We start from the raw sequence: 26,065 nt of genomic DNA, 5'->3' as shown, positions 1-26,065 counted from the left end.
AGCGGCGTCTGTGCCGATGGCCCGATCGGGTGAGCCGGCCGGACGATCGGTCATTTCCATGTGCGACGGAGGTTCTTCGGTACCTAGGAATGAGGCATGGCCAACGAGGTGACCGTTCCCCTGCTGCCGTGCGCATCCATCGACGACATCGCCGCCTTCTACGAAGTCCTCGGGTTCCGTACGACGTACAAGCAACGCAAGCCCAACCCGTACGTGGCGCTGCAACGCGAGGATCTGAACCTGCACTTCTTCGAGATCGCCGGCTTCGACCCGGAGCAGTCATACGGCTCCTGCCTCGTACTCACCTCGGACATCGAGGGACTGCACCGGGCGTTCGCCGCTGGCATGCGGGCCGCGTACGGCAAGGTGTTGGTGTCTGGCACACCGCGAATGACCCGACCCCGAGCGCGGAAGAACTACGACGGGTTGGGCGGGTTCAGCGTCATCGACCCCGGTGGCAACTGGATTCGCGTCGTTCGGCACGCCAGCGCTCCTGCTGAGCCGGCGACCGCGCCCGAGGGGCGGCTGGCCAGGGCTCTGGCGAACGCTGTCGTGCAGGCCGACTCCAGGGGTGACGTCCGGCAGGCCGTCCGGATCCTCGACGGCGCGTTGACCCACCCGAGGGCCGACGACGACCCGGTCACGCAGGTGGAGGTTCTGATCTACCGCGCCGAACTGGCGATGGTGCTGCACGACCCGGAGACGGCAACCGACATGCTGGCGCGCGCGGAACGCGTCGTGCTCGGTGAGGACGAGATCGAACGGGCGGCGCCTGCGTTCGAGAACGCCGCCGAACTCGCTGCGGCACTACGGTGAGCCGCCGGACTCGCTGCCGGCACTTCGGTGAGCCGTCGAAGTCGCGGCGGCGCTGCGGTGAGCCGGCGGACTCGCGGCGGTGAGCGGCGGACCCGGGTGGGAACGTGACTCCCGAGCTGTCGATTATCGGTCTCTGGGCGGTCGCGGGGTGCCGCACACTGACCCTATGAACCATCCGGACGCCTTCCTCGCCGATCCGCCGCAGAGCCCAGCGGTGACCGCCGCCTACGAGGCCGATCTCGCCTCCGACGGATACGTCAACAACCTCACCCGTGTCTGGTCCTGGCGCCCGGACGTGCTGGCGTCCTTCCAGGCCCTGCGTGCCGATCTCCTGGCCGATTCAGGCCTGTCGTCGAGGGAGGTGGCCGTCATGGTCGCGGCCACCGCCGCCGCCCGCGGTGACGCCTACTGCGCGCTGGCGTGGGGCTCCCGGCTGGCCGAACTCAGTGACGAGGCCACCGCCGCGGGGGTGCTGCGGGGCGTTGACGGCGACCTGTCCGAACGGGAGGCCGCACTGGCCGGTTGGTCCCGTCAGGTCGTCGGGGATCCGAATGCCACGACCGGGGCGCACGTGGAACGCTTGCGCGACGCGGGTCTCGACGACCAGGAGATCTTCGAGGCGACGGCCTTGATCGCGTTCCGGTTGGCGTTCTCCACTGTCAACGACGCGCTGGGTGCACGGCCGGATCCGCAGCTTGCGGAGAAGGCGCCCCGGCTCGTCCGGGAAGCCGTCACCTACGGCCGCCAAGCCTAGCCGCGTACGCCCACGGGGGCGGCGCCCGGGACGCGCGCGAGGAGTCCTGGCGGCAGCCGGGGCTCCGCCGGCGGCATGTGAGGAAGCCCAATCGGGGCCGGGTCCACTACGGTTGGCTGATGCGGCGACTCACCGACGAGACGGTCCTGGCCGTCGGTAGGCTGACGCTGGCCGCGACCGAGTTGGAGTACCTTCTCGCGGACATCGGCGCCGGTCAGGTCGACGGCGGCCTTGCCGCGATCTTCACCGCTTCCGGCGAGCCGTTGCGTGCGGCACGGCATGTCGCTCAGCGCGTCTCCGCGGACCGCCGGGACGAGTTCGTCGGGCTGGTCGAAGCCGCCGCGACGTACCTGGTGCAGAGTCGTACGGCCGTGTGCGCGATGTGGTTCGAGAGCGGCTCCGTCGACGCGGCGACCTTCGACGAGATCGCCAACCTCATCCTGCGGTGCCGAGGCCGGTTGCAGGCGCTGCTCGACGAACTGGAGTCGACGCCGCCCGCTCTACCGCGACATCGGTAGCACGTGTGGCCGGCGGTGGGTCCGGTCGGTCCGGCGGCAGCGCTGAGGGCGCGGGTGGGCCAGTGCCGGTGAGGCGGTCGACCTAACCGTGGCGAACCGGACTCCGGTCGGCTGTCGGTCCCTTGTGTGAGGCTTCGGGGCATGGCGACTTTCGTTCTGATCCACGGCGGCGGAGGCAGCGCCTGGGGCTGGCACCTGTTGGTGCCCGAGTTGACCGGTCGCGGCCACGACGTGGTGGTGCCCGAGCTTCCGATCGAGGACAGTTCGGCGGGGTTCGCCGAGTTCCGCGAAGCGGTCGTCGACGCGATCGGCGACCGGCGTGACCTCGTGGTCGTCGGGCACTCGTACGGGGCGTTCACCGCGCCGCTGATCGCCGACAGGCTGCCGGTGCGGCTGATCGTCCTGCTCACCCCGATGGTGCCGAAGCCCGGCGAGAAGCCCGGGGACTGGTGGGGCAACACCGGTCACCGCGAAGCGGAGGGGCTGACCGAGGAGCAGCAGTTCCACAACGGCGTACCGGCCGAGATCGTGGCGGAGGCTGCGGCTCATGGCCGGGCGCAGGTCAGCGCGGAGTGGAAAGAGCCGTGGCCGCTGGAGTCATGGCCGGCCGTGCCGACGAAGGTGCTCATCGCCCGCGAGGACCGGTTCTTCCCGGCGGACTTCCAGCGTCGGGTGGCCGCCGACCGGCTGGGCGTCGCACCGGATGAGATGGACGGTTGCCACAGCGTGGCGCTCAGCCATCCGGAGCAGCTCGCCGACCGGCTGACCGCGTACCTGGGCGAAGGGGCCGGTTCGCGGGCGCGCTAGTCGAGGCAGAACTCGTTGCCCTCGACGTCCTGCATCACGAGGCACGACTCGTTGTCGTCGTCGGCGAGCAGGAGTTGCACGCGTACCGCGCCGAGCGCGACCAGCCGTGCGCACTCGGCCTCGAGTACGGCCACGCGCTCCTCACCCACGAGGCCGGTGCCGACCCGTACGTCGAGGTGCAGCCGGTTCTTGACGACCTTGCCTTCGGGGACACGCTGGAAGTACAGCCGCGGGCCAACGCCTGAGGGGTCGACGCACGCGAACGCGGCACCCTGTTTCCCGGGCGGCAGTGAGCGGTCGAAATCGTCCCAGGTGGCGAACCCCTCCGGCGGAGGCGGTACGACGTACCCCAGCGCCTCGCACCAGAAGCGAGCGACGCGCTCCGGTTCCGCGCAGTCGAAGGTGACCTGGATCTGCTTGACCGACGCCATTGATCCACTGTAGAGGCGGGGCCTGCCATCGTCCGCGCAGGGTCGCCCTGGTCGGATGTCAACATGGGTTGACATCCGGCCCATGTCAACGTAAGTTGACGACATGAGTCAGGCGACGGAACTCGCGGCGGCAGCCGGCAGCACCGACCCCCGGGTCGGGCTGCGTGCCGTCCGCGCGCTGCGCCGGTTGCTCGAGCGGCTCGAGGTGGTCCAGGTGGACAACGCCCGTCGACAGGGCTGGTCCTGGCAGGAGATCGCCGACGAACTCGAGGTCAGCCGGCAGGCGGTCCACAAGAAGCACGCCGGTCGTCCGGCGGTCGGATCCTCCTGGGAGGCGTGATGTTCGAACGGTTCACCGACCGGGCCCGCACCGTCGTGCGGGACGCCCGGGACGAGGCCCGGACCGAAGGCCAGCGGCCCGTCGGCACCGAGCACCTGCTGCTGGCCCTGCTCTCCGACGGCGACAGCCTCGCCGCGCGGGTGCTCGCCGAGGCCGGCCTGCGCGCCGACGACCTGCGGGCCCGCGTCCGCCGGCACACCGAGCGGAGCGCCACCGGCCTCGCCGACGCCGACGCCGCCGCCCTGCGTGAGATCGGCATCGACCTGGCCGCCATCGTGGCCCGGATCGAGGAGTCCTTCGGCCCCGACGCGCTGCGCGAGGCCGCGCCGGCCCCGCGCCGCCGCTGGGGTCGCCGGCGGTACGCGGGCGGCCCCTTCTCCCCGCGTGCCAGGAAGGTGCTGGAGTTGGCGCTGCGGGAGGCGCTGCGACTGCGCCACCGGCACATCGGCACCGAGCACATCCTGCTCGGCGTGCTCCGCGAGGGGCACGGGCTGGGTGCGTTGGTGCTCACCGAGGCCGGGGCCGACCTCGACGACCTGCGCCGCCGGGTGGAGTCCGCCCTGCACACCCCCGCCTGACGGTCCCCCGACCCCACCCCGCCCGCCGATCACGAGGTTGCCGACGACGGGCGGGAAACGGGGGAGAGCGAGGATAAACGCGTTTTCGTTGCGCGTAACGTCACCACGTCGCCGGGTCGCTGCCGTACCGGATCTGCTGCACACTGGCGCCGTGGATGCTCGACAGGACAGGGAGCGCGCGGCGCACCACGGCGGTCTGCGCTCCGCGGTGGTGGTCAACCCGGCGAAGGTGGCCGACCTCGACGAACTGCGTCGTACGGTCACCGACGCCCTCGCCGCGGCCGGCTGGCCCGAGCCGCTGTGGTTCGAGACCACGGTCGAGGACCCGGGCCGGGGCCAGACGCGGGAGGCGGTCGAGGCCGGCGTCGACGTCGTCTTCGCCTGCGGCGGCGACGGCACCGTGATGGCCTGCGTCAGCGGCCTGGTCGGCACCGACGTGGCGCTCGCCGTGCTGCCCCAGGGCACCGGCAACCTGCTCGCGGCCAACCTGGGGCTCTCGGGTGACCTGGCCGCCGGGCTGGAGGTCGCCGTCGAGCGTGGCCGCCGGCTGCTCGACGTCGGCGCGGTCGAGGACCACTACTTCACGGTGATGGCCGGCATGGGCTTCGACGCCCAGATGCTCGCCGACACCTCGGAGACCACCAAGAAGCGGATCGGCTGGCCGGCGTACGTCGTGGGGGCCGCCCGGCACCTGCGCGACCGGCCGATGAGGGTCTCCATCCGCATCGACGACCAGCAGCCGATCCGGCGCCGGGCCCGCTCGGTCCTCGTCGCCAACGTGGGCCGCCTCCAGGGCGGCGTACGCCTGCTCACCGACGCGGAACCGGACGACGGCTACCTCGACGTCGCGGTGCTCACCCCGCGTACGCTGCGGCACTGGCTGGCGCTCGGCTGGGCGGTCGTACGCCGGCAGGACCGCGTCCCCCGGATGGAGGTCTTCCGGGCCAGGCGGGTGGAGATCACCAGCAACCGGCCCCAGCCCCGGGAACTCGACGGTGATCTCATCGAGCCGGGGCGCACCCTCAGGGCCGAGATCCGGCGGCGGGCGCTGTGGCTCTGCGTGCCGCAGCCGGCGCAGGATCCCGACCTGGCCGAGGACGCCGAGGCAGCCGGCGAACGCGGTGAGCGGCTCGTCGAGGAAGCCCGCCGTGAGTAGCACCCGCATGGTGCCGGAGACCCGGCTGATGTCCGACGAGGAACTCAACGCCGACGACGCCTGGCACACACTGCGCAGGCAGGGCGGCTGGCACCTGCTGCGGGACGCGTTCATCCGGTTCCGCTACGGCGACGGGTTCAGCCACTCCCGGGCCTTCGCGCTGCAACTCTGTCTCGCCGTGGTGCCGTTCCTGATCGCGCTGACCGGCCTGATCAGCGAACTCGGCGTGGCGGAGGGCGGCCGGGTGGTCGCCGACACGGTGCTCGCGCTCACCCCCGGGGCGAGCGAGCCGATGGTGGCCGAACTGCTGGGGGAGGGGGACCGCACCGAACGGGCCGGCGAGCTGGCGCTCAGCCTCGGCCTGGTCACCGGGCTGGTCGCGCTGACCAGCACCATGGCGCAGATCGAGCGCGGCGCCAACCGGATCTACGGCGTGGAGCGGGACCGGCCCGCGCTGTGGAAGTACGTCCGCGCCACCGTCCTCGCCCTGATCGCCGGCGTACCGGCGCTCACCGGGTTCCTGATCCTCGTCGGCGGCGGCCCGATGGGCGACTCCGTGCAGCGGCACTACGCCTGGGGCGAACTCGCCAACGGCCTCTGGGACGTGGTGCGCTGGCCGCTCAGCCTGGGCCTGACCGTCCTCGCCGTCGCGGTGATCTTCCGGCACGCGCCCCGCCGTAAGCAGCCCGGCCTGTCGTGGCTCTTCCTGGGCGCCGGCATCGCCACCGTGCTGTGGTGGGTGGCCAGCCTGCTGCTCGCCGCGTACGTGCGGTTCAGCGGCGGCTTCGGCCAGACGTACGGGGCGCTGACCGGGATGATGGCGCTGCTGCTCTGGGCCAACCTGACCGGCATGGCGCTCTTCGGGGGGCTCTCCTTCGCCGCCCAGTTGGAGGCGCTGCGCATCGGCGTGCGGGAGCCCGCCCAGCCGGACCTCTGGGAGCCCGAGACCGAGCGCGTGGAGACCCACGACACCGGCGAGATGACCGCGCTCTAGCTCTGATTCGGACACCTCCCGGTGTACGCGCGACGCCGATCGGGTAAAGCGGCACGCCAGAAGCGAGAGGGAGGCTGCCGTGGGCGCGGTCAAAGAGGCGTTGCGACGACCCTTGGGTCACTTCACCGAGCGTACGCTCGCCGGCCTGGCGATCGTGCTCGGCGCCGGGGTCGGGTTCGGGGTGCTCCTCGTGCTGGTCCGGACCCGGTGGACCCCGCTCTACGACGTCGACCACGGCGTGGCCGCCTGGCTCAACGACCTGGTCGCCCCGCACGGGCCGCTGGTGACCGTGCTCAACGCGCTCACCGACCTCGGCGGGCGGGCGGTGATCGTCTGGCTGGTCTCGGTCGCCGTGGTCGGCCTGCTGATCCGCAAGCAGGGCCGGCTCGCGGTGTTCCTGATCGTCACCGGCGTCGGCGCCCTCGTCCTCGACCCGGCGCTCAAGACACTGGTGGACCGGCTGCGCCCCGAGGTGGAGGTGCCCATCGGCACGTACGCCGGGGACAGCTTCCCCAGCGGGCACGCACTCGGCTCGATGGTCGCCTACGGGGCGCTGCTGCTCGTCTTCCTGCCGGCCATGTCGCGCCGCTGGCGCAAGCCGGCGATCGCCCTGGTCGCCGTCATCGTGTTCCTCATCGGCCTGACCCGGATCGCGTTGGGCGTGCACTTCGTCTCGGACGTCCTCGGCGCCTGGCTGCTCGGCGCCGCCTGGCTCGGCGTCACCGCGTACGCCTTCCGGCTCTGGCGGCTCGAGCGCGGCCGGCCGGTCCCGGCGTTGACCGACGGGCTGGAGCCGGAGGCCGCGCACGACGTGGCGCCCGCTCCCGACGAGGCGCACCTGCTGCCGCACCCCCGGGCCGCCGTGTTCGAGCTGATCGTCGGCTGGGTGCTGGTCCTCGGCGCGCTCTACGGCTTCGGCATGTTCGTCAGCTACCACGCCGGGGGCACCTTCTTCGCCACCCTGGACACCGACGTGCCGAGGTGGTTCGCCGAGCACCGCACCCCCGGCCGGGACGACGTCAGCTACTGGTGGAGCAAGGTCGGCGACACCCACGCCATCCTGCTCATCTCGCTGGTCTTCTGCCCGATCGTGCTCGCCGTGTGGCGGCGCTGGCGGCCGGTGCTGTTCGTGGCGCTGACCATGTTCGGCGAGCTGAGCCTCTTCCTCGCCTCCGCCGCCGCCGTCGACCGGCCGCGCCCGCCGGTGGGCAACCTCGACGGACCGATGCCGACCTCCTCCTTCCCGTCCGGCCACATCGCGGCCACGCTCTGCGTCTGGGTGGCGATCGCGGTGATCGTCTTTCCGCGTACCGACCGGTGGTGGCGGTGGATCTTCGTGGCGCTGGCGGTCGTGATGCCGGTCGGCGTGGCGATCAGCCGGATGTACCGAGGGATGCACCACCCCACCGACTTCATGGGCGCGATCATCCTCACGACCCTCTGGATCGGGCTGCTCTACTGGGTGATCCGCCCCAACGAGGACGTGCGCGAGGGCAACCAGCCGAGCATCGAATCCGAGGACGTGCACACCCTCGACGACGAGCTGGCCAAGGCCGGCCGGGCGGACTGACGCCGCCCATGCTGCGGGCGATGACCTGGAACATCCGCACGGGCGGGCGCGACCGCGGCGGCGCCGACCGCCGGGACCTGCTGGTCCGGGTCGTCGCCGCCGAGCGGCCGGACGTGCTGGCGTTGCAGGAGTTGCGGGGCTTCGACGACCGGCCGGCCGCTGCGCCCGCCCCCGGTGGTGGTCGCCGCGCAGCTGCCGGCGGGGCGCTCGCCGACTTCGCGGGCCGGGTGGGGATGCGCCCCCACCTGGCCCGGTCCTGCTTCGGACAGCCGGTGGCGGTGCTGCTGCGACCGCCGCTGCGGGCGCTCGCCGCGACCCGGGTGCGCCGGCCGTTCCACCACGCCGCGCAGCGCGTCACCGTGGCGACCACCGCCGGAGCGCTCACGGTGCTGAGCGTGCACCTCGACCCGTACTCGGGGCTGCGCCGCCGCGTCGAGGCGGGCTGGGCCGCCGCCGCGCTGCGCCGCGCGCCGGGGGAGCTGGGAATGCTGGCCGGGGACCTGAACACCCTCGACCCGGTGGCCGAGCACACCGACCGCATCGCCCGGCTGCCGGCCGCGTACCGCCGACGTCACCTGCGCCGCGACGGGCGGACGGTGGAGACCCGGGCGGTGGCCCGGCTGCTCGCCGCCGGCCTGGTCGACCTGTACGCGGCGATCAGCCCGCCGGACGACGGCACGGCGGACGCCGGGCTGACCGCGCCGACCCGGCACGGCGGCGGGGCCGAGTTCTCGGGGATGCGGCTGGACTACCTGTTCGGCACGGCGGCGCTCGCCGAGCGGGTGCGGGACTGCCGGGTGCTGCGCGGCGGCGACACCGAGTACGCCTCCGACCACTACCCGGTCGTCGCGGACCTGGATCTCGACCCCGCCTGACCGCCCTGCCCCCGCCTGCCCGCCCGCCCCTGCCCGCGCTTATGCCCGCCCTGACCGCCTTGCCCGCGCGTGCCCGCCCGCTCTGCCCGCGCCTGCCCTGCTTGCCCGCCCTGACCGCCCGCCCTCACCGCCCGCTCTGCCCGGCTTGACCGCCCGCTCTGCCCGGCTGACCGCCCGCTCTGCCCGGCTGACCGCCCGCTCTGCCCGGCTGACCGCCCGCTCTGCCCGGCTGACCGCCCGCCCTGCCCGGGCGACCCCGGTCCTTCCCAGGGGGGCGGGAGGGCGGCGCGTTGCCGGTGCTGACTACCGTGAGCCGGTGATCGACTCGCCGAGCGCGGACTCGGGGAACGCCGGGTCCCCACCCACCCCGCTGCTGGTCGCCGTCGTCCGGGGAATCGCGCTGGTAGTGGTGCTGCCCTTCCGGCTGGCGTGGGAGGTGGTCGCCGCCGTCGGCCGGTGGCTGCACCGCTGGCTGCTCGCGCCGCTCGGCCGGTTCCTGGACCGCTGGCTGCTGCGCCCGTTGGGCTGGCTACTGCGGATCCTGGTGTGGGTGCCGCTGAGCTGGCTCGGCCGTAGCGTGGCCTGGCTGCTGCGCTGGTTCGGCCTTGGCCTGTCCTGGCTGCTGCGCACGCTGGTCTGGGTGCCGTTGGTGTGGCTCGTACGGGGGCTGGCCTGGCTGGCCCGGACGGTGGTGTGGATACCGCTGGCCTGGTTGGCGTACCACCTGATCTGGGTGCCGCTGCGCTGGCTGGCCCGGCTCCTCGCGCCGCTCGGACGCCTGCTGGTGGCGGGGCTCGTGGCGGTCGGGCGGTGGCTGGCGGCGGTGGGGCGGGTGCTGCTCGGCGCGCTCGGCTGGGCGTGGTGGGCAGCCGGCCGGCTGCTCTGGTGGTGTTACGCGCTCACGCTGCGGCCGTTCGTGCTCGGGGCGGCCTGGCTGTGGCGGCACGCCGTCCGCCCGGTGGGTCGGGCGGTGGCCGCCGCGTGGCGGGCGACCGTGTCGCCGGCCGTCCGCTGGGTGCGCCGCGCCGTCGTGGACCCGGTTCGCCAGGCGACCCATGAGGCGCTGACCGCCCTCGGCCTGCGGAGCTGACCCGCGGACGCCGCGACGACGGCGGAGGGCCACCCGACGAGCGGTACCCGAGCGAGATCTTGGCAAGAAACGGCCCCTCCAGGGGCACTTCCGTACCAAGATCTCGAAGCCGAAGCCGAAGCCGAAGCCGAAGCCGAAGCCGAAGCCGAAGCCGAAGCCGAAGCCGAAGCCGAAGCCGAAGCCGAAGCCGAAGCCGAAGCCGACGCCCGAGCCCGAGCAGGGTTACAGGAGCAGGTTTAGCACCACGGTCAGGACGACCGAGGCGACGATCGAGAAGAGGATCATCAGTAGGCAGCCGAGACCGCCGCCGGCCGGCCGGATCTCCGTGTTGCCGATACGCATGCGATCACCTGTTCGTCAGCGAGGGGGCGAGGAGGGCGCGGATCGCGTCGGCGAGCTGCGCCGGGGCGGTGGTGGCGACGTTGTGCGCGGCACCCGGCACGGTGACCGTACGGGCGTGCGGCAGCAGTCGGCCCACCTGCGTACGCCAGGAGGGCGGCACGAGCGGGTCCCGGGAGCCGGCGACCACCAGGGTGGGCGCGGCGATGCGGACCAGGTCCGCCTCGATGTCGTTGCGCACCGAGTGCGACAGCGTCGCGTGGACCCGCCAGGGGCGGGCGTCGAGGACGTCCCGCAGCAGGATGGGCGCCTGCAACGGCGCCTCCCGCAGGGTGTCCACGAGCCAGCGTCCGAACTGCCTCCGGCGGGACCGGCCGGCCGGGTCGCTGGTCGGGCCGGCGAGCACCACGGCCCGGACCGCATCGGGGTGCCGGGCGGCCAGCGCCGCGACGACCTCCGCGCCGAACGAGTGCCCGAGCAGGCAGACGGGCGGCAGCCGGTACGCGGCCAGCCAGGCGGCCAGGTGCGCGGCGTGCTGGCGTACGTCGTAGGCGCTGCCGGGGTGCTCGGTCAGCCCGAAGCCGGGCAGGTCGGGCACGTACACCGGACGGGTGTCGGCCAGCGCCAGGGCGAGCGGGGTCAGGTAGCGGTGGGACACGGCCAGCCCGTGCACCAGCACGACCGGGGTGGCTGCGGCGCCGGGGTCGCCCGCGCGGCGGGTGTGCGTACGGAGTCCGTCGACCAGCCGCCACTCGCTGCTCAGTCCGGCGGCCGGCTTCGGGGCGGCCAGCGCGACGCGCAGCTCCGCCGGACCGAACCGGCCCGGCGGGGTCGTCCGGGGCGGCCGGAGCGGCGACGCCCTCACAGCTCGCGCAGCCTCGGCAGGAGCTGCTCCTGCGCCCAGTCCAGGAACATCGGCTGCGTCTCGCCGCCCACCTGCACGATCGCCACGTGGGTGAAGCCCGCGTCGACGAACTTCTTGAACGCCTCGACGTGCCGGTCCACGTCCGGTCCGCAGGCGATCCCCTCGGCCACGTCCTCCTCGCGGACGAACTGGGTGGCGGCGGCGAACGAATTCGGCCCGGGCAGGTCCGTGTTGACCTTCCAGCCCATCCCGAACCAGCGGAACTGGTCGTGCACGATCTTGCGGCACTCGGCCTCGTCGGGGCCGTAGCAGATGGCCACCTGGCCGTAACGGGGCTGCCCGGCGCCGCCGGCGTCGTCGTACATCTCGATGATGTGCGGGTCCGGTTCCGTGGCGACGAGGCCGTTGCCGTACTCGGCGGCGAGGGTCACCGACTGGCGGCCGGAGGCGGCGACGGCCATCGGCACCGGCCGCTCCGGGCGGTCCCACACGTAGGCGTCGGGCACGTCGTAGTGGTTGCCCGAGAAGGTCAGCGTCTCGCCGTTGAGCAGCGGCCGGATGACCTGGAGCGCCTCCTCGAACATCTCGTGGCGCTGCTGCACGTGCGGCCAGCCGCCCACCACGTGCTCGTTGAGGTTCTCGCCCGCGCCGAGGCCGAGGGTGAACCGGCCGTCGGAGAGCACCCCGACCGTGCTGGCCTTCTGCGCCACGACCGCCGGGTGGTAGCGGCGGATCGGGCAGGTGACGAAGGACATCAGCTGCGCCCGGCTGGTGGCGTGCGCGACCGCGCCGAGCACCGACCAGGCGTACGGGGAGTGGCCCTGGGAGTCCAGCCAGGGGTAGTAGTGGTCGGAGATGACGAGCTGGTCGAAGCCGGCCGCCTCCGCCCGTACCGCGTAGTCGACCAGTTGCTTGGGACCGGCCTGCTCGCACAGCAGGGTGTAGCCGACGTTGACCATGGCTGTCTCCTTCCGACCCGGGGCGGATCATCCCCGGATACCCCCACCAGCCCGGGTCAACCCCCGCGTCCGGTGCCGAGTCTGCCGCCGCTTAACCGGTTCATTGCGTGACCGCCCCGACCCGCCTACGCTGATTCCTGCGCCGCCGGGAGCCGGGCGGCGGCTGTCGGGCTACAGCCGCCATCCCCTGTACGCCCCACCCCCACCTGGGCAGCGGGGGTCCTCCCTTTTGAGGAAGGCCATGAAGAAGAGACTCTCCGCCGCCGGTGCGGCCCTGCTCGCGTTGCTGGTCGCCGTGCTGGCGTTCGGTCAGCCCGCGCGGGCCGCCACCGGCTTCACCGTCGCCGACGGCAAGCTCTACGACGCCAACGGCAGCGAGTTCATCATGCGCGGCGTGAACCACGCGCACACCTGGTACCAGCAGCAGACCAGCTCCTTCGCCAACATCAAGGCGCTCGGGGCGAACACGGTGCGGGTGGTCCTGGCCAGCGGCCAGCGGTGGACGAAGAACGACACCGCCGACGTCGCCAACGTCATCTCGCTGTGCAAGGCCAACCGGCTGATCTGCGTGCTGGAGGTGCACGACACCACCGGCTACGGCGAGCAGAGCGGGGCGGCCACCCTGGACCAGGCGGTCGACTACTGGCTGAGCATCTCCAGCGCCCTCGCCGGCCAGGAGAAGTACGTCATCGTCAACATCGGCAACGAGCCGTACGGCAACCAGGGCTACGGCACCTGGGCGACCGACACCGCCAACGCGATCAAGCGGCTGCGGGCGGGCGGCCTGACGCACACGATCATGGTCGACGCCCCCAACTGGGGCCAGGACTGGACGTTCACCATGCGCGACAACGCCGCGTCGGTCTTCGCGGCGGACCCGCAGAAGAACACCGTCTTCTCCATCCACATGTACGGCGTCTTCGACACCGCCGCCGAGATCAGCGACTACCTCGGTCGGTTCCGTACGGCCAAGCTGCCGATCGTCGTGGGTGAGTTCGGCTTCGACCACTCCGACGGCAACCCGGACGAGGACGCCATCCTTTCCTACACCCAGGCCAACGGGATCGGCTACCTGGGCTGGTCGTGGAGCGGCAACGGCGGTGGCGTCGAGTACCTCGACATGGTCACCAACTTCAACCCCGCCGCACTGACCACCTGGGGCCAGCGCATCTTCAACGGCGCGAACGGGATCAAGGCCACCGCCCGGGAGGCGACGGTCTACGCCAGCACCCCGCCGCCGACGAGCCCGCCCCCCACCACGCCTCCGCCCACCACCCCGCCGCCGACGACCCCGCCGCCGGGCGGCTGCACCGCGACGTACACGGTGACCAACCAGTGGCAGGGCGGCTTCCAGGGCGAGGTGAAGGTGACCGCCGGCTCGGCGGCGATCACCGGCTGGACGACGAGGTGGACGTTCGCCAACGGCCAGACCGTCAGCCAGTCCTGGAGCACCGTCCTGAGCAGCAGCGGGTCGACCGTCACGGCCCGCAACGCCGACTGGAACGGCCGGCTGGGCGCCGGGGCGAGTACCAGCTTCGGCTTCATCGCCAGCTGGAACGGCACCAACGCCACGCCCGCAGTGACCTGCACCGCGAGCTGAGCATCCCCGCCCACCGGTGGCCGGTCCGCACGTCCCCGGCCACCGGTGGGAGGACAACCTCATGAGGACGTGTCCGCAGTGCCGCACCGACTGCCACCTGCCGGTCGAACGACGGATACCACCGGCTGTGCCGCCGCGGGAGTCGGCGCGCATGACGGTGAGGTCGCCTTACTCCCTGTACACCCACCTCCGAAACCTGTCGGCCATGGCTGACGCGCCGTCGGGCTGCAGCAAAGACTGCAGAAACACCCGGTGCCGCCAGGCCAGTAGCGCGATCCAGAAGACCACCACAGCCCACAGCAACAGAGAGACGCTGCGGAACCGCATGACTGCCGCGTCGCGGCGTGCCTGGGCCTCGGTCGCCGTGTAGACCACAGTGCCGTCGGCGACGAAGCCGTCGGCGGTGATCCGGTGGTGCACGTGGTAGGAGCCTGCGTTCTCCAGCTTCGACTCGGGGTCTTCGCGCAACTCGAATCGGACCGGCGTGCCGGGCAGCAGCTCCCTGCCCGGCAGACTCCGCACCCTGAACTCGACCCCGGGGTGCTCGCGGAGCGTCACCAGATTACGCACGACGAAGGTCCTGCTATTGCCTGATCCCGACCTCTCCTGGGCGGTCCCGACCGAGTCGACCGTGCCCGTCACCACGAACAGCTCTGCCGGCAGGTCCGGCTCGTCGGCGTCCACTGCCATGTTCCAGCAAAAGGCTGCTGTAACGGCAAGCGCGAGGAGGACCACATAACGCGGTCCGAGGCGGAAGCGCGGCATGCCGGCGAGAGTAGCCGCACCCAGCCACCGGTGCCGTTGCCCGACAGCCGCCCCGGCGCCGGCCGTCACCCGTCGACGGCGGTGACCTCCAGCAGCACGGTCTGCTCGGGGTGCAGCGCCGGCAGTTGGAGCCCGACGGTCGCCAGCACCGCGCCGCCGAGCGTCACGCCGTCGCCGTCGGCCAGCCAGCCTGGCTCGGTGAGTTGGAGGGTGGCGGGCTCCGGCACTCCGGTGACGGGGCGCACCGCGTACCGCCGGTGGGGGTCCAGGCCGGGAAGCCGGACCGGCCCGGGCGCCTGGGCCGTCGAGGTGGTCAGCCGGGTCACGGCGTACACCGCGTGGGACCGGTCGTGGGCGACGACGCCGTGCGCCCAGACGGCCGGGTCGGGATGGTCAACCCGGACCACCCGGCCGGCGTGCAGCAGCGGGCGCAGCCGCTTGTGCAGCGCGACCCAGGCGGCCAGCTCGCGGCGCTGGATGAAACCGATCGCGCCGATGTCCCACTCGATGCCGTGGTGACCGAAGAGCGCGGTCGCCGCCCGGAAGCCCAGGTCGTGCACGCGGTGGGTGGTGTGCGAGCGTTCCGGGCCGATGTGGGTGCCGACCAGCTCGGGCGGCAGGAGCAGCCCCGTCCAGCGTTGGATGGCCAGCCGCTCCAGGGCGTCGTTGCAGTCGCTGGCCCAGACCCGGTCGGTGCGCCGCAGGATCTCCAGGTCCACCCGGGCACCCCCGGACGCGCAGCTCTCGATCTCCACCCCGGGGTGGCGGCGGCGCAGCTCGTCGAGGAGCCGGTACACCGCGAGGGTCTGCCCGTGCACCCCCGGGCGGCCGTGGTGGCCGGCCTCGGTCAGGTCCCGGTTGTGGTCCCACTTGAGGTAGCCGATGCCGGGGTAGGCGGTGAGCAGGTCGTCCAGCCGGTGCAGCAGGTGGTCGTAGACCGGTGGGTGGGCCAGGTCGAGCACCTGCTGGTGCCGCCATGACGGGGGCAGCCGGCCGGGCACCGACAGCACCCACTCCGGGTGGGCGCGGAACAGCTCGGAGTCGGGGTTGACCATCTCCGGCTCGACCCAGAGCCCGAACTGCATCCCGTGCCCGCGTACGTGGTCGACGAGCGGGTGCAGGCCGTCGGGCCAGACGGTGTCGTCGACGTACCAGTCGCCGAGGCCGGCGAGGTCGTGGCGGCGGCCCCGGAACCACCCGTCGTCGAGCACGAACCGCTCCACCCCGACCTCGGCGGCGTGGTCGGCCAGCGCCCGCAGCCGGTCCAGGTCGTGGTCGAAGTAGACGGCCTCCCAGACGTTGAGGGTGACCGGGCGGGGCGTGGTCGGGTGCCGCGGGCGGGCGCGCAGGTGGGTGTGCAGGACGTCGCTGAGCCCGTCCAGCCCGGCGGCGGAGAAGACCGCGTACAGCAGGGGGGTGGCGTACTCCGCGCCCGGGTCGAGCACCACCTCGCCGGGGGCGAGCAGCTCACCGCCGCCGAGAATGGACTCGCCCGTCGGCCGCCGCTCGGCGAAGGTCACGTGGTCGCCGCTCCAGGCGGTGTGCACCGCCCACACCTCGCCGTGGCCGAAGCCGAACCCGGCCGTGCCGGCGACCAGCAGCAGGGTCGCGTCGTGCCCGGTGCGGCCGTGCCGTCCCTCGCGTACCCAGGTGCCCATCGGCCACGGGTGCCGCTGCGGGGACCGCTCCCGGCACCACCGGCCCGTCAGGTCGAGCAGCTCGGTGGCGACCGTCGGCACCGGCAGGACGGGCGTCAGCTCCCGCAGCTCGTACGGACGGTCGCCGTCGTTGCGCAGCCGGTGCCGCAGCAGCACCAGCCCGGTCGGGTCGAGGGTGAGCTCGACGGTCAGCGACAGCCCGGCGGCGGCGTCCGAGGCCCGGACGGTGACCCGGGCCGGCGCGGCCTGCTCGTCGTCGCCGACGTCGAGGGAGTCGAGGCGGAAGGCGGTGGACCAGTCCCGGCGTTCGCGGTGCCCGGCCAGCGCGGGCCGGCCGCCCCAGCCGGCCGACGCCTCCGGCAGCAGGGACAGCACCGTGGGCGCGTCGAAGCTGCTCGGTACGACCGGCGCGACGGTGGCGTCGACCAGGGCGGGCAGGTCGCCGGCCGGGACCGGGCCGAGGTCGGCGCCCCAGTGCGCGACGCGGGGCAGCCCCGGGCCGCGCGCGTCGAGCACCAGGCTGGTCCGGGCACGGCGCAGGTGGACGATGCTCATCCTTTTGACGCTCCCAGGGTCAGGCCCCGGACGAACTGCCTCTGGAGCAGGAAGAACACCACCAGGGTCGGGATGGCGACCAGCACCGAGCCGGCCGAGACGAGGTTGTTGTCGGTGAAGAACTCGCCGCGCAGGTTGTTCAGCGAGCTGGTGACCGGGAACTTGTCGCCGGTACGCATGAGCACGGTGGCCCAGAAGAACTCGTTGTAGATCCAGGTCACCTCCAAGGTGGCCAGCGCGGCGAGGGCCGGCCGGCACAGCGGCACGGTCACCTGCCAGTACTGGCGCCAGACGCTCGCCCCGTCGATCATCGCCGCCTCGTAGAGGTCGTGCGGCAGGGCCTTCATGTAGTTGCTGAGCACGAAGACGCAGAAGCCGCACTGGAAGGCGACGTTGACCAGGATCAGCCCCCAGTAGCTGTCGTAGAGCACCTCCGAGTCGCTCATGAACGCCGGCAGCGGCACCTGGGTGAAGAGCCGGAACAGCGGGATGAGCAGGGCCTGCTGGGGCAGCAGGTTCGCGGCGGTGAACAGGCCGAGCAGGACGATGTTGGTCTTCCAGCGGAACCGGGCGATGACGAACGCCACGCACGAGGCGAGGAAGAGGGTCAGCAGCACCGCCGGCACGGTGATGTAGACGGAGTTGAGGAAGTGCTTGCCGAACTCGGCGGTCCGCCAGGCGGTGACGTAGTTGTCGAGGGTCCACCCGCCGAGCGAGACGTAGCCGTGGACGGCCGTGTACTCGTAGGAGCGCAGCGAGGTCAGCACGGCCCAGAGGATCGGGAAGAGCCAACCGACCGCCACCGCGGCGAGGAAGACGTGCAGCACCACCCGGGCGGGGCGCGGCGGTGGGCGGCGCCGGGGCGCGGGAGTGGTCTCGACTTCCCGGGGCACGGTCGCGGTGCTCATCGGCGGCCCTCCCGCAGCACGGTCGCCAGGTAGACGGTGATGAAGAGGAGCGAGACGACCAGCATGATCGTCGCCAGCGCCGAGCCGAAGCCGATCCGGCTCGCCTCGCCCACCACGTTCTGGGTGACCAGCGCCGAGAGCAGCTCCAGGCCGTTGCGGCCCTTGTTGATGACCCAGACCAGGTCGAACGCGCGCAGCGACTCGATCACCGTCACCACCAGCACGATGATGTTGATGGGCCGCAGCACCGGGAAGATCACCGCGAAGAACGTCCGGCCCTCCGACGCGCCGTCCACGGCGGCGGCCTCCCGCAGCGACGGGTCGACGCCCTTCAGCCCGGCCAGGTAGAGCAGCATGATGTAGCCGACGTGCCGCCAGCCGGCGGCCACCAGCACGGCCCAGATGTTGACGCCGGGGTCGCCGTACCAGTCGACGTCGGTGCCGAACAGGGCGTTGAGCAGGCCCTGGTCGCGGGAGTAGAGCAGCTGCCAGACGAAGCCGATCAGCGCCAGCGAGAGCACCACCGGCAGGTAGAGCGCCGTCTGGTAGAACCGGGTGCCGCGCAGCTCCTTGTCCAGCAGGACGGCCAGGAACATGCCGAACGGGGTGGCCACCACGAACAGCGCCGCCAGCCAGAGCAGGTTGTTCTGCACGGCCGGCACGAACGGCGGATAGTTCCGCACCACGTCGGCGTAGTTGCGCCCGCCGACCCACTCGATGTCGGAGACCGGGCCGATGCCGTCCCAGTCGGTGCCGGAGAGCAGTACGGTGGCGCCCGCCGGCAGCCAGACCAGGCCGACGACGAGCAGCAGCGGTACGGCCACCATGAGCGCGACGACCACGCGGTCGGTACGGGACAGCAGCCGTACGCGCCGGCGGCGGCCACCCGCGGGGGTGGTGGCCGCCGCCGGCGGCGGCGCGGCGCGATCCGCTTGGATCAGGGGCAGGTCGGACACGGTGCCCTCACCCTCTCGCCGTCAGTCGGTGAAGATCGACTTCTTCTGGTTCTCGATGCTGGACGTCAGCCCGTCGATGTCCTTCGGGTCCTTGATGAACTGCTGGAACGCCGGGATGATCACCGTCGAGGCGAAGTCGGGGCGGGTGTCGCGGTCCAGGAACTGGGCGATCTCCGTGGCCGAGCCGACCAGCTCGGCGGCCTTGCGTTGCAGGGCGCTGTAGCCGCTGGTGTCGGCCTCGCCGTTGGCGACCAGCGTGCTCGGGTCGTTCTTGACGGTGATGTCCGCGGCGGCCTTCGAGCCGACGTACTCCAGCAGCTTCCTGGCGTTGGCCTCCTGCTTCGGCCTGCGGGCCAGCATGTAGCCGTCGATGGGCGCGTCCAGGGCCTTGGCCCCGATCGCCGGGTCGATCTCGGGGAAGGTGAAGAAGTCGAGGTCTTCCAGGTCCTTTCCGTCGAACTGCTGGCCGACGAAGAGGCCGAGCAGGTACATCCCGCTCTTCTTCTGCTGCAACGACTGGGCGGCCTCCTGCCAGGTCCGGCCGAGGCTGTCCGGCTGGTGCAGCGGCAGCAGGCCGCGCCAGGTGTCGAAGACCTTCTTCACCTTCTCGGAGGTCCAGGCCTCCCGGCCGGCCATCAGGTCGATGTGGAACTGGTAGCCGTTGATCCGCAGGTCGAGGATGTCGAAGGTGCCCATCGCCGGCCAGCCGTCCTTGTCGGCGAAGGCGATCGGGGTGAGGCCGTCCTTCTTCATCTGACCGGCGAGCGCGGTCAGGTCGTCGAGGGTCTTCGGGACCTGGTAGCCGTTCTGCTGCCAGACGGACCTGCGGTAGAAGACGGCCCACGGGTAGTACGACGACGGCACGAAGTACTGCTTGCCGTCGTCCCCGGTCGACGCCTTGCGGAACGCGTCGGAGAACCCGGATAGCCTGCCCCAGACGTCGCTGAGGTCACCGGCGAGGCCCCGGGCGGCGAAGAACCGCATCCGGTAGCCGGCGAACCACATGAACACGTCGTCCGGCCTGCCCTGGAGATAGTTGTTGATGTTCTCCTGGAACGTGTTGTGGTCGACGGTGTTGACGGCCACCTGGAGGCCGGACGAGGCCTGGAACCCCTCCACGACCTTCGCGACCACCTCCTTGGGCTTCGGATCGGACTGGTTGGAGCCCAGCGACACCGTCTTGGCGTCGGACCCTCCGGAGTCGGAACCGCAGCCGGCGAGCAGGCCCGTGCCGAGCAGCGCGGTGGTGCCGGCGGCGCCGGCCAGCAGCGAGCGACGGTCGAGGCCGGCCACGGAGGGGGGTACGAGGCGGGCGAGGTATTCGGCTCGGGTGCGGGGACGGGACATGGTGCCTCCTGCGGATGAAGAGGTGCCCGAGGGCCGTCGGTGGCGGTGCCCCGGCAACCGTGAACACACACCCGGATCCATCGCGAATCCACATTGGCGAACACGATTTGCCAGTGGCGCCTCAAGCTACTCGTCCTCCGGGCGCTGTCAAGAGGGCCGCCGAGGCCCGACATCCCCAGCTGCGGCAAGCGCATCGGACGTTGGCGTCGTAACGATGATCGATGTTGGAACGTGTTGACTTGGCTGGCCCGGCCGGGCACCCTCTGTGTGCATGCGGCGATGGCAGGGTGAGCGGATCTGGTTCGGCGCCGACTACAACCCCGAGCAGTGGCCCGAGGCGACGTGGGCCGAGGACGTCGAGCTGATGCGCCGGGCCGGGGTCAACCTGGTGTCGGTGGGCATCTTCTCCTGGGCGCTGCTGGAGCCCGCCCCCGGCGAGTACGAGTTCGGCTGGCTGGACCGGGTGCTCGACGTGCTGCACGACGGCGGGATCTCGGTCGACCTCGCCACCGCCACCGCCAGCCCGCCCCCGTGGCTGGCGCACCGGAACCCGCAGACGCTGCCCCGGCGGGCCGACGGCACGATCCTGTGGCCGGGCGGACGGCAGGCGTACTGCCCCAGCTCGCCGGTGTTCCGGGAACGGTCGCTGGCCCTGGTCGAGGCCCTCGCCACCCGGTACGGCGACCACCCCGCCGTGGTCATGTGGCACGTCTCCAACGAGCTTGGTTGCCACAACGTGCACTGCTACTGCGACGTCAGCGCCGAGGCGTTCCGCCGCTGGCTACGCGAGCGCCACGGCGACCTGGACGGGCTCAACGACGCCTGGGGCACCGCCTTCTGGAGCCAGCGCTACGGCGACTGGGCCGAGATCAACCCGCCGCGCGCCGCACCGACCTTCGCCAATCCCACCCAGCAACTGGACTTCCTGCGCTTCTCCTCCGACGAGCAGCGCGCCCAGCTGCGCGCCGAACGCGAGGTGCTGCGCCGGCTCGTGCGCCAGCCGGTCACCACGAACTTCATGATCGGCACCGGCGTCAAACACCTCGACTACCACTCCTGGGCGTCCGACGTGGACCTCGTCGCCAACGACCACTACCTCACCGCCGCCGACCCGCGCCCGCACGTCGGCCTCGCCCTCGCGGCCGACCACACCCGGGGCGTGGCCGGGGGCGCGCCATGGCTGCTGATGGAGCACTCCACCAGCGCCGTCAACTGGCAGCCGCGCAACGTCGCCAAGCTCCCCGGCCAGCTGCGCCGCAACAGCCTGGCGCACGTGGCGCGCGGCGCGGACGGCGTGCTCTTCTTCCAGTGGCGGGCCTCCCGCGCCGGGGCGGAGAAGTTCCACTCGGCGCTCGTCCCGCACGCCGGCGTCGAGACCAAGGTGTTCCGCGAGGTGTGCCGGCTCGGCGCGGACCTGCGGGCCCTCGCCGAGGTACGCGGCAGCCGGGTCGAGGCGGAGGTGGCGATCCTCTTCGACTACGAGGCGTGGTGGGGCGCCGAGCTGGACTCGCACCCCACCGTGGACGTCGCGTACGCCGACCGGCTCGGCGCGCTGCACGACTCGCTGTGGCGGGCCGGCATCACCGCCGACGTCGTGCACCCGTCGGCCGACCTCTCCCCTTACCGGCTGGTGCTGGTGCCCACCCTCTACCTGGTGCGCGACGCGCACGCCGCGGCGCTGGGCGCGTACGTGGAGGCGGGCGGCACGGCCCTGGTCACGTACTTCAGCGGCATCGTCGACGAGCACGACCACGTCCGCCTCGGCGGCTACCCCGGCGCGTTCCGGGACCTGCTGGGCGTACGCGTCGAGGAGTTCTTTCCGCTGCGAGCGGGGGAGCGGGTCACCCTGGACGACGGTTCCGCCGCCGACGTGTGGACGGAGTGGCTGCACCCCGAGGGCGCGCAGGTGCTCGCCGCGTACGCCGACGGGCCCCTGCCGGGCGTGCCGGCGCTCACCCGGCACCCCGTCGGCGCGGGCGCGGCCTGGTACGTCGGCACCCGGCTGGACCCGGCCGCGACCGACCGGCTGGTCGCCCGGCTGGTGGCCGACTCGGGGGTACGCCCGGCGGCGCGGGTGCCCGCCGAGGTGGAGGTGGTCCGGCGCCGGGCCGGAGAGCGCAGCTGGCTCTTCGTCATCAACCACACCGACACCGACGCCCGGCTCGACGTCGCCGGCGTGGAGCTGCTGACCGGCGCACGTTGCACCGGCCACCTGGTCGTGCCGGCCGGCGAGGTGGCCGTGGTCCGCGAGGACCCGGCCGCCGACGCGACCCGCTGACGCGGACGGCCCGAGGGAGGACATCCGGATGCTGGCCCGACAGCGGCAGACCGCGATCCTCGAACTGATCCGCCAGCACGGCGGCGTGCGGGTCAGCCACCTCGTGAGCCGATTCGGCGTCTCCGACATGACGATCCGGCGGGACCTGGAGGCGCTGGCCGAGCGCGGGCTCATCGACAAGGTCCACGGCGGCGCGACCCTGCCCGGCCCCGGTTCCACCGACGAGCCCGGCTTCGACGCGAAGTCGGTCCGGCAGCGGGCCGAGAAGCGGGCCATCGCCGAGCGGGCCGCCGCCCTGGTGGAGCCCGGCATGGCCGTCGCGCTCTCCGCCGGGACCACGACCGCCGCGCTGGCCGCCCTGCTGGCCGACGTACGCGGCCTGACGGTGGTGACCAACTCGGTCCCCGTCGCCGACGCCCTGCACCAGCGCCCCCGCGCCGACCGGACGGTCGTGCTCACCGGCGGCATCCGTACCCCGTCGGACGCCCTGACCGGGCCGGTGGCGGAGGCGGCGATCGGCTCCCTCAACGTCGACGTGCTCTTCCTCGGCGTGCACGGGATGAGCCCGCGCACGGGGTTCACCACCCCGAACCTGCTGGAGGCCGGGACGAACCGGTTCCTGATCGACGCGGCGCGGCGGCTGGTGGTGCTGGCCGACCACACCAAGTGGGAGACCATCGGAATGGCCACGATCGCCCCGCTCTCCGCGGCCGACGTGCTCGTCACCGACGCGGGGCTGCCCGCGCAGGCGCGCGGCCAGCTCGCCGACCAGGTCGGCGAGCTGATCGTCGTGCCGACCGGCGCGGAACCGAGCCGGCCCGGCGACGGCTGATCCGGGCGGTGCCGGCCGGCACCCTCGTGGCAGGAGCCGGACCCGGGCGCGCCGGTGACCGGCGCGGACCACGGCGCGGGCCTGGTGCCGCGCCGCGGTCCGTCGCCCTCACGGAATGAACTTCACCTCCGGGAAGGCCGCGCTGGGGCCGTCGAGCAGGCGCCCACGCCGCCCCCGCAGATGCAGGTCGAAGAACGCGAGGGGGTACGCCTGCTGGATCCGCTGCGCCCGGGCCGGATCCAGCGTGCCGATCCAGCCCGGTAGCTCCTCGTCGCTCATCCCCACGGCTTTCGCCAGTTGCGGGATCAGCACCTGGTTGTCGCCGTACGACGAGTGGACCGCGCCGTCGGCCTGGACGTCGCGCCGCCATCCGCGCAGGTGTGACCAGAACTGGGCGACGCTCGGCTCCTCGGCCCGCGTGAACCGTGCGGTCATCAGCATGAACGGCCGATCCAGGTCAGTGGTGAGCGGCGGTCGCGACTGCATCGGGCCGTCGAGGCCCAGCCCGGCCCGTACGCGCTGGTCGTCGTTCATGACGAGGGCCGTCGCCGTCGCGCCCTTCGACCAGCCGAACATGCCGATGCGTCGCAGGTCGAGGGCACCCGACAGGCCGGTCGGCAGCGGCCGGTGTCGTACGTCGGGATTGCGTCCGGCGGCGACGTCCTCAAGGCGGTCGAGGACGAACCGGATGTCCGTGGCGAAGTCCGCCGGGAACAGCGCCACGTCGTCGAGCGGGACGAGGAGCCGGCCGTCGGGGAACTCGGTGAACGCGTCGTACGTGTGATCCACCGTGACCACCACGTACCCGTGGCTGGCGAGTTCCTGGACGATGATCGTGTTGCTGGCGCGGTGATCGTGCGCGCCGTGCGAGAACACGACGACGGGCAACCGTGCGCCCGTTCGCCGTACCGGTGCGCCCTCGTGGCCGACCGTGAGGGGCGCGAGCGCGACGTCGGCCGGGAATCCCCCGGACGTGAGGTACGCACGCAGGACGGCCGGGGCCGTCCACCGCGTCCGCGGGTACTGCCCGACGTCGCGGGCCGGGTACCAGACGCTGGCCATCGACTCGCGGTGACGCCCGGGGCCGGCAACGGGATCCGGGCGCGCCCGGTCGACGAGGTGCAGTCGCACCGTGCCCACCGGGTACGGGCCGGTGGGCGCGGGCAGGGTGAGCCGTACCGGGGTGCTCTGGGCCGCCGACGCGCGGCCCGCGACGCCGATCGGCACGGCGCCCCCGACTGCGAGCGCCGTGCCGATCAGGCGTCGTCGCGTCATCCGTACCCGGTCGATGCGCGCCGTGACTGGTGCTGTCATGTGCCCTCCTGCCGTATCGACAACGTGTCTCCACGGTGTCGGGCGACGAGGGCCGCGGCGTCGGCCCACGGGCTGTTCTCCGGGCGGGTAGGGGAGCCCACGGGCGTACGCCCGGCGGCTGTCCCCCGGTGTCCGCCGGCCCCGGCGTGCCTTCACAGGCACTTCACAGCGGTTCTCGATAGGGTCCGGGCAAGTCAGCGACCGGCTCCAAGGTGGAGCAGGGTGTCTTTGCACGGGAGTTCCGATGGTCTTCAAGAAGATGTTGAGCGCGCTCGGCGTGGGCGGGCCGAGCGTCGACACCGTCCTGACCAACCCGAACACCCGGCCCGGCCTGACCCTTGAGGGCCAGGTGAACCTGCTCGGCGGCGACGCGCCGGCCAACATCGAGCAGATCGTCGTCGGCCTGGTCACCCGGGTCGAGATCGAGGGCCACGACACGGAGTACGCGGGCGTCATGGAGTTCCACCGGCTGCCGGTCAGCGGCCCGCTCCAGCTCGGCGCGAAGCAGCAGCTCGCCATCCCGTTCCAGCTCCCGATGCCGTGGGAGACCCCGATCACCGACGTCTACGGTCAGCGGCTGCGCGGCATGACGATGGGGCTGCGCACCGAGCTGGCGATCGCGCGGGCGGTGGACAAGGGCGACCTGGACCAGGTCAACGTGCACCCGCTGCCGGTGCACGAGCGGATCCTCGAGGCGTTCCAGCAGCTCGGTTTCCGGTTCAAGCACGCCGACCTGGAGCGCGGCCACATCCGGGGCACGCAGCAGACGCTGCCGTTCTACCAGGAGATCGAGTTCTTCGCCGCGCCGCAGTACGCGGGCACGATCAACGAGGTCGAGCTGACCTTCGTCACCAGCCCGCACGGCGTCGAGGTCATCCTCGAGTGCGACAAGCGCGGCGGCTTCCTGACCGCCGGGCACGACGCCTTCGGTCACTACCGGGTCGCGCACACCGAGGCCGACCGGACCGACTGGGTCCAGCTGGTCGACGGCTGGCTGCGGGAGACCACGTCCCGCTACGGCAGCCTGCGTGGCGCGCACGGCTTCGGCGGGCACGGGCACGGGCACGGCCGGGGTGTCGGCATGGGTGGCGTGGTCGCCGGTGCCGCGCTCGGGGTCGTCGGCGGGATGGTCGCCGGAGAGATGATCGAGGACGCGATCGAGGGCGACTTCGCCGAGGACTGGGGCTTCGAGGAGTAGCAGCGCACACGACAGTGGCCCCCGGGACCGTGGTCCCGGGGGCCGTCTGCCGTGGTGCGCGTCTCCCGGTCAGTGCCGGGCCTTGCGCTCCTCACCGCTGCGCCAGTTGCTGCCGGCCTTGGCCAGACCACGGCTACCCAGGTATCCGAGGGTCAGCAGGGTGATCATGAACCAGGCGTTGTCGGCCCGGAAGATGTCCACCCCGGCCGAGTTCCGGCCGACGAGCTGCGAGGCGGCCAGCACGCCGATCACGGCGGCGATGTAGACCCAGAACTCGGTGGTCCGCAGCGCCGGCTTGGTCTCCGTGCCGGGCGCCTGCATGGCCTCCCGGTGCCCGTCGTGCATCATCGGCATCGGACGGGTGGGCGTCTCCTGCATGGCCCGTTCCTGCATGGCCCTGTCCTGCATCGCCCGGTTGGGCATGTCCTGGGTCGGCCGGTTGGTCGGCCTGGTGGAAGCAGCCTGCGTGCTCATCTTGTCCTCCTCAGGATGCGATGAGTCGTACCTGCGTTCCCTCGCCCCGCTACCGCGTGTCGGCCACGGCACGGTTCGCGTTCATGGC

General features: G+C 72.3%; 25 protein-coding genes. 15 read left to right on the top strand and 10 right to left on the bottom strand.

Annotated features, from left to right (window positions below; translation table 11 throughout):
• Positions 1-96: 96 nt before the first annotated feature.
• The 4 genes from ACGFIG_RS17235 (at position 97) to ACGFIG_RS17220 (ending at position 2,895) form a co-directional block, all read left to right on the top strand.
• Positions 97-816 (top strand): VOC family protein, encoded by a 720-nt coding sequence (locus ACGFIG_RS17235; RefSeq protein WP_393003898.1) that lies wholly within the window; start codon positions 97-99, stop codon positions 814-816.
• A gap of 166 nt (positions 817-982) precedes the next feature.
• Positions 983-1,570 carry a carboxymuconolactone decarboxylase family protein gene (locus tag ACGFIG_RS17230; RefSeq protein WP_393003896.1) on the top strand — a complete coding sequence of 196 codons (588 nt, stop codon included), beginning with the start codon at positions 983-985 and terminating at the stop codon, positions 1,568-1,570.
• 119 nt (positions 1,571-1,689) lie between these two features.
• Complete coding sequence (locus ACGFIG_RS17225; RefSeq protein ID WP_393003895.1) at positions 1,690-2,088, top strand: hypothetical protein; 399 nt, start codon at positions 1,690-1,692, stop codon at positions 2,086-2,088.
• A 141-nt stretch (positions 2,089-2,229) separates the two neighbouring features.
• Positions 2,230-2,895: an alpha/beta fold hydrolase gene (locus ACGFIG_RS17220; protein ID WP_393003892.1), complete on the top strand. Its 666-nt coding sequence runs from the start codon at positions 2,230-2,232 to the stop codon at positions 2,893-2,895.
• On the opposite strand, the gene ACGFIG_RS17215 is transcribed toward ACGFIG_RS17220, so the two are convergent.
• On the bottom strand, positions 2,892-3,326 hold the full coding sequence (locus tag ACGFIG_RS17215) for a VOC family protein (RefSeq protein WP_393003890.1): 435 nt from the start codon (positions 3,324-3,326) through the stop codon (positions 2,892-2,894). The genes ACGFIG_RS17220 and ACGFIG_RS17215 overlap by 4 nt on opposite strands.
• A gap of 103 nt (positions 3,327-3,429) precedes the next feature.
• Between ACGFIG_RS17215 and ACGFIG_RS17210 the strand changes: the two genes are divergently transcribed.
• The 7 genes from ACGFIG_RS17210 (at position 3,430) to ACGFIG_RS17180 (ending at position 9,929) form a co-directional block, all read left to right on the top strand.
• A complete protein-coding gene (locus ACGFIG_RS17210) occupies positions 3,430-3,666 on the top strand; it encodes an HTH domain-containing protein (protein ID WP_089001290.1) in 237 nt (78 codons plus the stop codon).
• On the top strand, positions 3,666-4,244 hold the full coding sequence (locus tag ACGFIG_RS17205) for a Clp protease N-terminal domain-containing protein (protein WP_393003888.1): 579 nt from the start codon (positions 3,666-3,668) through the stop codon (positions 4,242-4,244). The genes ACGFIG_RS17210 and ACGFIG_RS17205 overlap by 1 nt, the downstream gene beginning before the upstream one ends.
• 151 nt (positions 4,245-4,395) lie before the next feature.
• Positions 4,396-5,400 carry a diacylglycerol/lipid kinase family protein gene (locus ACGFIG_RS17200; protein ID WP_393003886.1) on the top strand — a complete coding sequence of 335 codons (1,005 nt, stop codon included), beginning with the start codon at positions 4,396-4,398 and terminating at the stop codon, positions 5,398-5,400.
• Positions 5,393-6,394 carry a YihY/virulence factor BrkB family protein gene (locus ACGFIG_RS17195; RefSeq protein ID WP_393003884.1) on the top strand — a complete coding sequence of 334 codons (1,002 nt, stop codon included), beginning with the start codon at positions 5,393-5,395 and terminating at the stop codon, positions 6,392-6,394. The genes ACGFIG_RS17200 and ACGFIG_RS17195 overlap by 8 nt, the downstream gene beginning before the upstream one ends.
• Before the next feature lie 79 nt (positions 6,395-6,473).
• Positions 6,474-7,964 carry a phosphatase PAP2 family protein gene (locus ACGFIG_RS17190; protein WP_393003882.1) on the top strand — a complete coding sequence of 497 codons (1,491 nt, stop codon included), beginning with the start codon at positions 6,474-6,476 and terminating at the stop codon, positions 7,962-7,964.
• Positions 7,965-7,972: 8 nt separating this feature from the next.
• Positions 7,973-8,839 (top strand): endonuclease/exonuclease/phosphatase family protein, encoded by an 867-nt coding sequence (locus ACGFIG_RS17185; protein ID WP_393003880.1) that lies wholly within the window; start codon positions 7,973-7,975, stop codon positions 8,837-8,839.
• A 316-nt stretch (positions 8,840-9,155) separates the two neighbouring features.
• Positions 9,156-9,929 carry a hypothetical protein gene (locus ACGFIG_RS17180; RefSeq protein ID WP_393003879.1) on the top strand — a complete coding sequence of 258 codons (774 nt, stop codon included), beginning with the start codon at positions 9,156-9,158 and terminating at the stop codon, positions 9,927-9,929.
• Positions 9,930-10,275: 346 nt separating this feature from the next.
• On the opposite strand, the gene ACGFIG_RS17175 is transcribed toward ACGFIG_RS17180, so the two are convergent.
• Positions 10,276-11,133: an alpha/beta fold hydrolase gene (locus tag ACGFIG_RS17175; protein WP_393003877.1), complete on the bottom strand. Its 858-nt coding sequence runs from the start codon at positions 11,131-11,133 to the stop codon at positions 10,276-10,278.
• A complete protein-coding gene (locus ACGFIG_RS17170; protein ID WP_393003875.1) occupies positions 11,130-12,092 on the bottom strand; it encodes a TIGR03557 family F420-dependent LLM class oxidoreductase in 963 nt (320 codons plus the stop codon). Before ACGFIG_RS17170 ends, ACGFIG_RS17175 begins: the two co-directional genes overlap by 4 nt.
• Before the next feature lie 241 nt (positions 12,093-12,333).
• On the opposite strand from ACGFIG_RS17170, the gene ACGFIG_RS17165 reads away from it, so the two are divergent.
• The gene (locus ACGFIG_RS17165; protein WP_393003873.1) at positions 12,334-13,692 is read left to right on the top strand and encodes a cellulase family glycosylhydrolase; all 1,359 of its coding nucleotides are present in this window, start codon (positions 12,334-12,336) and stop codon (positions 13,690-13,692) included.
• 168 nt (positions 13,693-13,860) lie between these two features.
• Here ACGFIG_RS17165 and ACGFIG_RS17160 read toward each other — a convergent pair whose 3' ends face one another.
• From ACGFIG_RS17160 to ACGFIG_RS17140, 5 genes are all read right to left on the bottom strand, one after another.
• A complete protein-coding gene (locus ACGFIG_RS17160) occupies positions 13,861-14,457 on the bottom strand; it encodes a hypothetical protein (RefSeq protein WP_393003871.1) in 597 nt (198 codons plus the stop codon).
• Positions 14,458-14,522: 65 nt separating this feature from the next.
• The gene (locus ACGFIG_RS17155; RefSeq protein WP_393003869.1) at positions 14,523-16,670 is read right to left on the bottom strand and encodes an alpha-galactosidase; all 2,148 of its coding nucleotides are present in this window, start codon (positions 16,668-16,670) and stop codon (positions 14,523-14,525) included.
• Positions 16,667-17,578, bottom strand: a complete 912-nt coding sequence (locus ACGFIG_RS17150; RefSeq protein WP_393003867.1) for a carbohydrate ABC transporter permease — start codon at positions 17,576-17,578, stop codon at positions 16,667-16,669. Before ACGFIG_RS17150 ends, ACGFIG_RS17155 begins: the two co-directional genes overlap by 4 nt.
• Entirely contained in the window at positions 17,575-18,534 is a 960-nt protein-coding gene (locus tag ACGFIG_RS17145; RefSeq protein ID WP_393003865.1) for a carbohydrate ABC transporter permease, read from the bottom strand. Before ACGFIG_RS17145 ends, ACGFIG_RS17150 begins: the two co-directional genes overlap by 4 nt.
• Positions 18,535-18,555: 21 nt before the next feature.
• Entirely contained in the window at positions 18,556-19,881 is a 1,326-nt protein-coding gene (locus ACGFIG_RS17140; protein ID WP_393003863.1) for an ABC transporter substrate-binding protein, read from the bottom strand.
• 271 nt (positions 19,882-20,152) lie between these two features.
• On the opposite strand from ACGFIG_RS17140, the gene ACGFIG_RS17135 reads away from it, so the two are divergent.
• Positions 20,153-22,159 (top strand): beta-galactosidase, encoded by a 2,007-nt coding sequence (locus ACGFIG_RS17135; RefSeq protein ID WP_393003861.1) that lies wholly within the window; start codon positions 20,153-20,155, stop codon positions 22,157-22,159.
• Positions 22,160-22,187: 28 nt separating this feature from the next.
• The gene (locus ACGFIG_RS17130) at positions 22,188-22,991 is read left to right on the top strand and encodes a DeoR/GlpR family DNA-binding transcription regulator (protein ID WP_393003859.1); all 804 of its coding nucleotides are present in this window, start codon (positions 22,188-22,190) and stop codon (positions 22,989-22,991) included.
• A gap of 108 nt (positions 22,992-23,099) precedes the next feature.
• Here the strand turns inward: ACGFIG_RS17130 and ACGFIG_RS17125 are convergent, their stop codons facing one another.
• Positions 23,100-24,305, bottom strand: coding sequence for an alpha/beta hydrolase family protein (locus tag ACGFIG_RS17125; protein WP_393003857.1), 1,206 nt, complete (start codon positions 24,303-24,305; stop codon positions 23,100-23,102).
• A gap of 244 nt (positions 24,306-24,549) precedes the next feature.
• Between ACGFIG_RS17125 and ACGFIG_RS17120 the strand changes: the two genes are divergently transcribed.
• On the top strand, positions 24,550-25,503 hold the full coding sequence (locus ACGFIG_RS17120; RefSeq protein ID WP_393003855.1) for a sporulation protein: 954 nt from the start codon (positions 24,550-24,552) through the stop codon (positions 25,501-25,503).
• A 69-nt stretch (positions 25,504-25,572) separates the two neighbouring features.
• On the opposite strand, the gene ACGFIG_RS17115 is transcribed toward ACGFIG_RS17120, so the two are convergent.
• Positions 25,573-25,977, bottom strand: a complete 405-nt coding sequence (locus ACGFIG_RS17115) for a hypothetical protein (RefSeq protein ID WP_393003853.1) — start codon at positions 25,975-25,977, stop codon at positions 25,573-25,575.
• Positions 25,978-26,065 lie beyond the last annotated feature (88 nt).

Source organism: Micromonospora sp. NPDC049048, assembly GCF_043197615.1.
Classification (GTDB): domain Bacteria; phylum Actinomycetota; class Actinomycetes; order Mycobacteriales; family Micromonosporaceae; genus Micromonospora.
Note: the sequence above shows the minus strand (reverse complement) of the source record. Positions and strands in the feature narration are given on the sequence as shown.

What these genes read in the sequence shown, in the direction of transcription:
- ACGFIG_RS17130 (WP_393003859.1), top strand. Translation starts at nt 22,188, where the DNA reads ATGCTGGCCCGACAGCGGCAGACCGCGATCCTCGAACTGATCCGCCAG.
- ACGFIG_RS17230 (WP_393003896.1), top strand. Translation starts at nt 983, where the DNA reads ATGAACCATCCGGACGCCTTCCTCGCCGATCCGCCGCAGAGCCCAGCG.
- ACGFIG_RS17135 (WP_393003861.1), top strand. Translation starts at nt 20,153, where the DNA reads ATGCGGCGATGGCAGGGTGAGCGGATCTGGTTCGGCGCCGACTACAAC.
- ACGFIG_RS17185 (WP_393003880.1), top strand. Translation starts at nt 7,973, where the DNA reads ATGCTGCGGGCGATGACCTGGAACATCCGCACGGGCGGGCGCGACCGC.
- ACGFIG_RS17155 (WP_393003869.1), bottom strand. Translation starts at nt 16,670, where the DNA reads ATGAGCATCGTCCACCTGCGCCGTGCCCGGACCAGCCTGGTGCTCGAC.
- ACGFIG_RS17225 (WP_393003895.1), top strand. Translation starts at nt 1,690, where the DNA reads ATGCGGCGACTCACCGACGAGACGGTCCTGGCCGTCGGTAGGCTGACG.
- ACGFIG_RS17120 (WP_393003855.1), top strand. Translation starts at nt 24,550, where the DNA reads ATGGTCTTCAAGAAGATGTTGAGCGCGCTCGGCGTGGGCGGGCCGAGC.
- ACGFIG_RS17210 (WP_089001290.1), top strand. Translation starts at nt 3,430, where the DNA reads ATGAGTCAGGCGACGGAACTCGCGGCGGCAGCCGGCAGCACCGACCCC.
- ACGFIG_RS17205 (WP_393003888.1), top strand. Translation starts at nt 3,666, where the DNA reads ATGTTCGAACGGTTCACCGACCGGGCCCGCACCGTCGTGCGGGACGCC.
- ACGFIG_RS17235 (WP_393003898.1), top strand. Translation starts at nt 97, where the DNA reads ATGGCCAACGAGGTGACCGTTCCCCTGCTGCCGTGCGCATCCATCGAC.
- ACGFIG_RS17125 (WP_393003857.1), bottom strand. Translation starts at nt 24,305, where the DNA reads ATGACAGCACCAGTCACGGCGCGCATCGACCGGGTACGGATGACGCGA.
- ACGFIG_RS17115 (WP_393003853.1), bottom strand. Translation starts at nt 25,977, where the DNA reads ATGAGCACGCAGGCTGCTTCCACCAGGCCGACCAACCGGCCGACCCAG.
- ACGFIG_RS17215 (WP_393003890.1), bottom strand. Translation starts at nt 3,326, where the DNA reads ATGGCGTCGGTCAAGCAGATCCAGGTCACCTTCGACTGCGCGGAACCG.
- ACGFIG_RS17160 (WP_393003871.1), bottom strand. Translation starts at nt 14,457, where the DNA reads ATGCCGCGCTTCCGCCTCGGACCGCGTTATGTGGTCCTCCTCGCGCTT.
- ACGFIG_RS17165 (WP_393003873.1), top strand. Translation starts at nt 12,334, where the DNA reads ATGAAGAAGAGACTCTCCGCCGCCGGTGCGGCCCTGCTCGCGTTGCTG.
- ACGFIG_RS17150 (WP_393003867.1), bottom strand. Translation starts at nt 17,578, where the DNA reads ATGAGCACCGCGACCGTGCCCCGGGAAGTCGAGACCACTCCCGCGCCC.
- ACGFIG_RS17170 (WP_393003875.1), bottom strand. Translation starts at nt 12,092, where the DNA reads ATGGTCAACGTCGGCTACACCCTGCTGTGCGAGCAGGCCGGTCCCAAG.
- ACGFIG_RS17220 (WP_393003892.1), top strand. Translation starts at nt 2,230, where the DNA reads ATGGCGACTTTCGTTCTGATCCACGGCGGCGGAGGCAGCGCCTGGGGC.
- ACGFIG_RS17140 (WP_393003863.1), bottom strand. Translation starts at nt 19,881, where the DNA reads ATGTCCCGTCCCCGCACCCGAGCCGAATACCTCGCCCGCCTCGTACCC.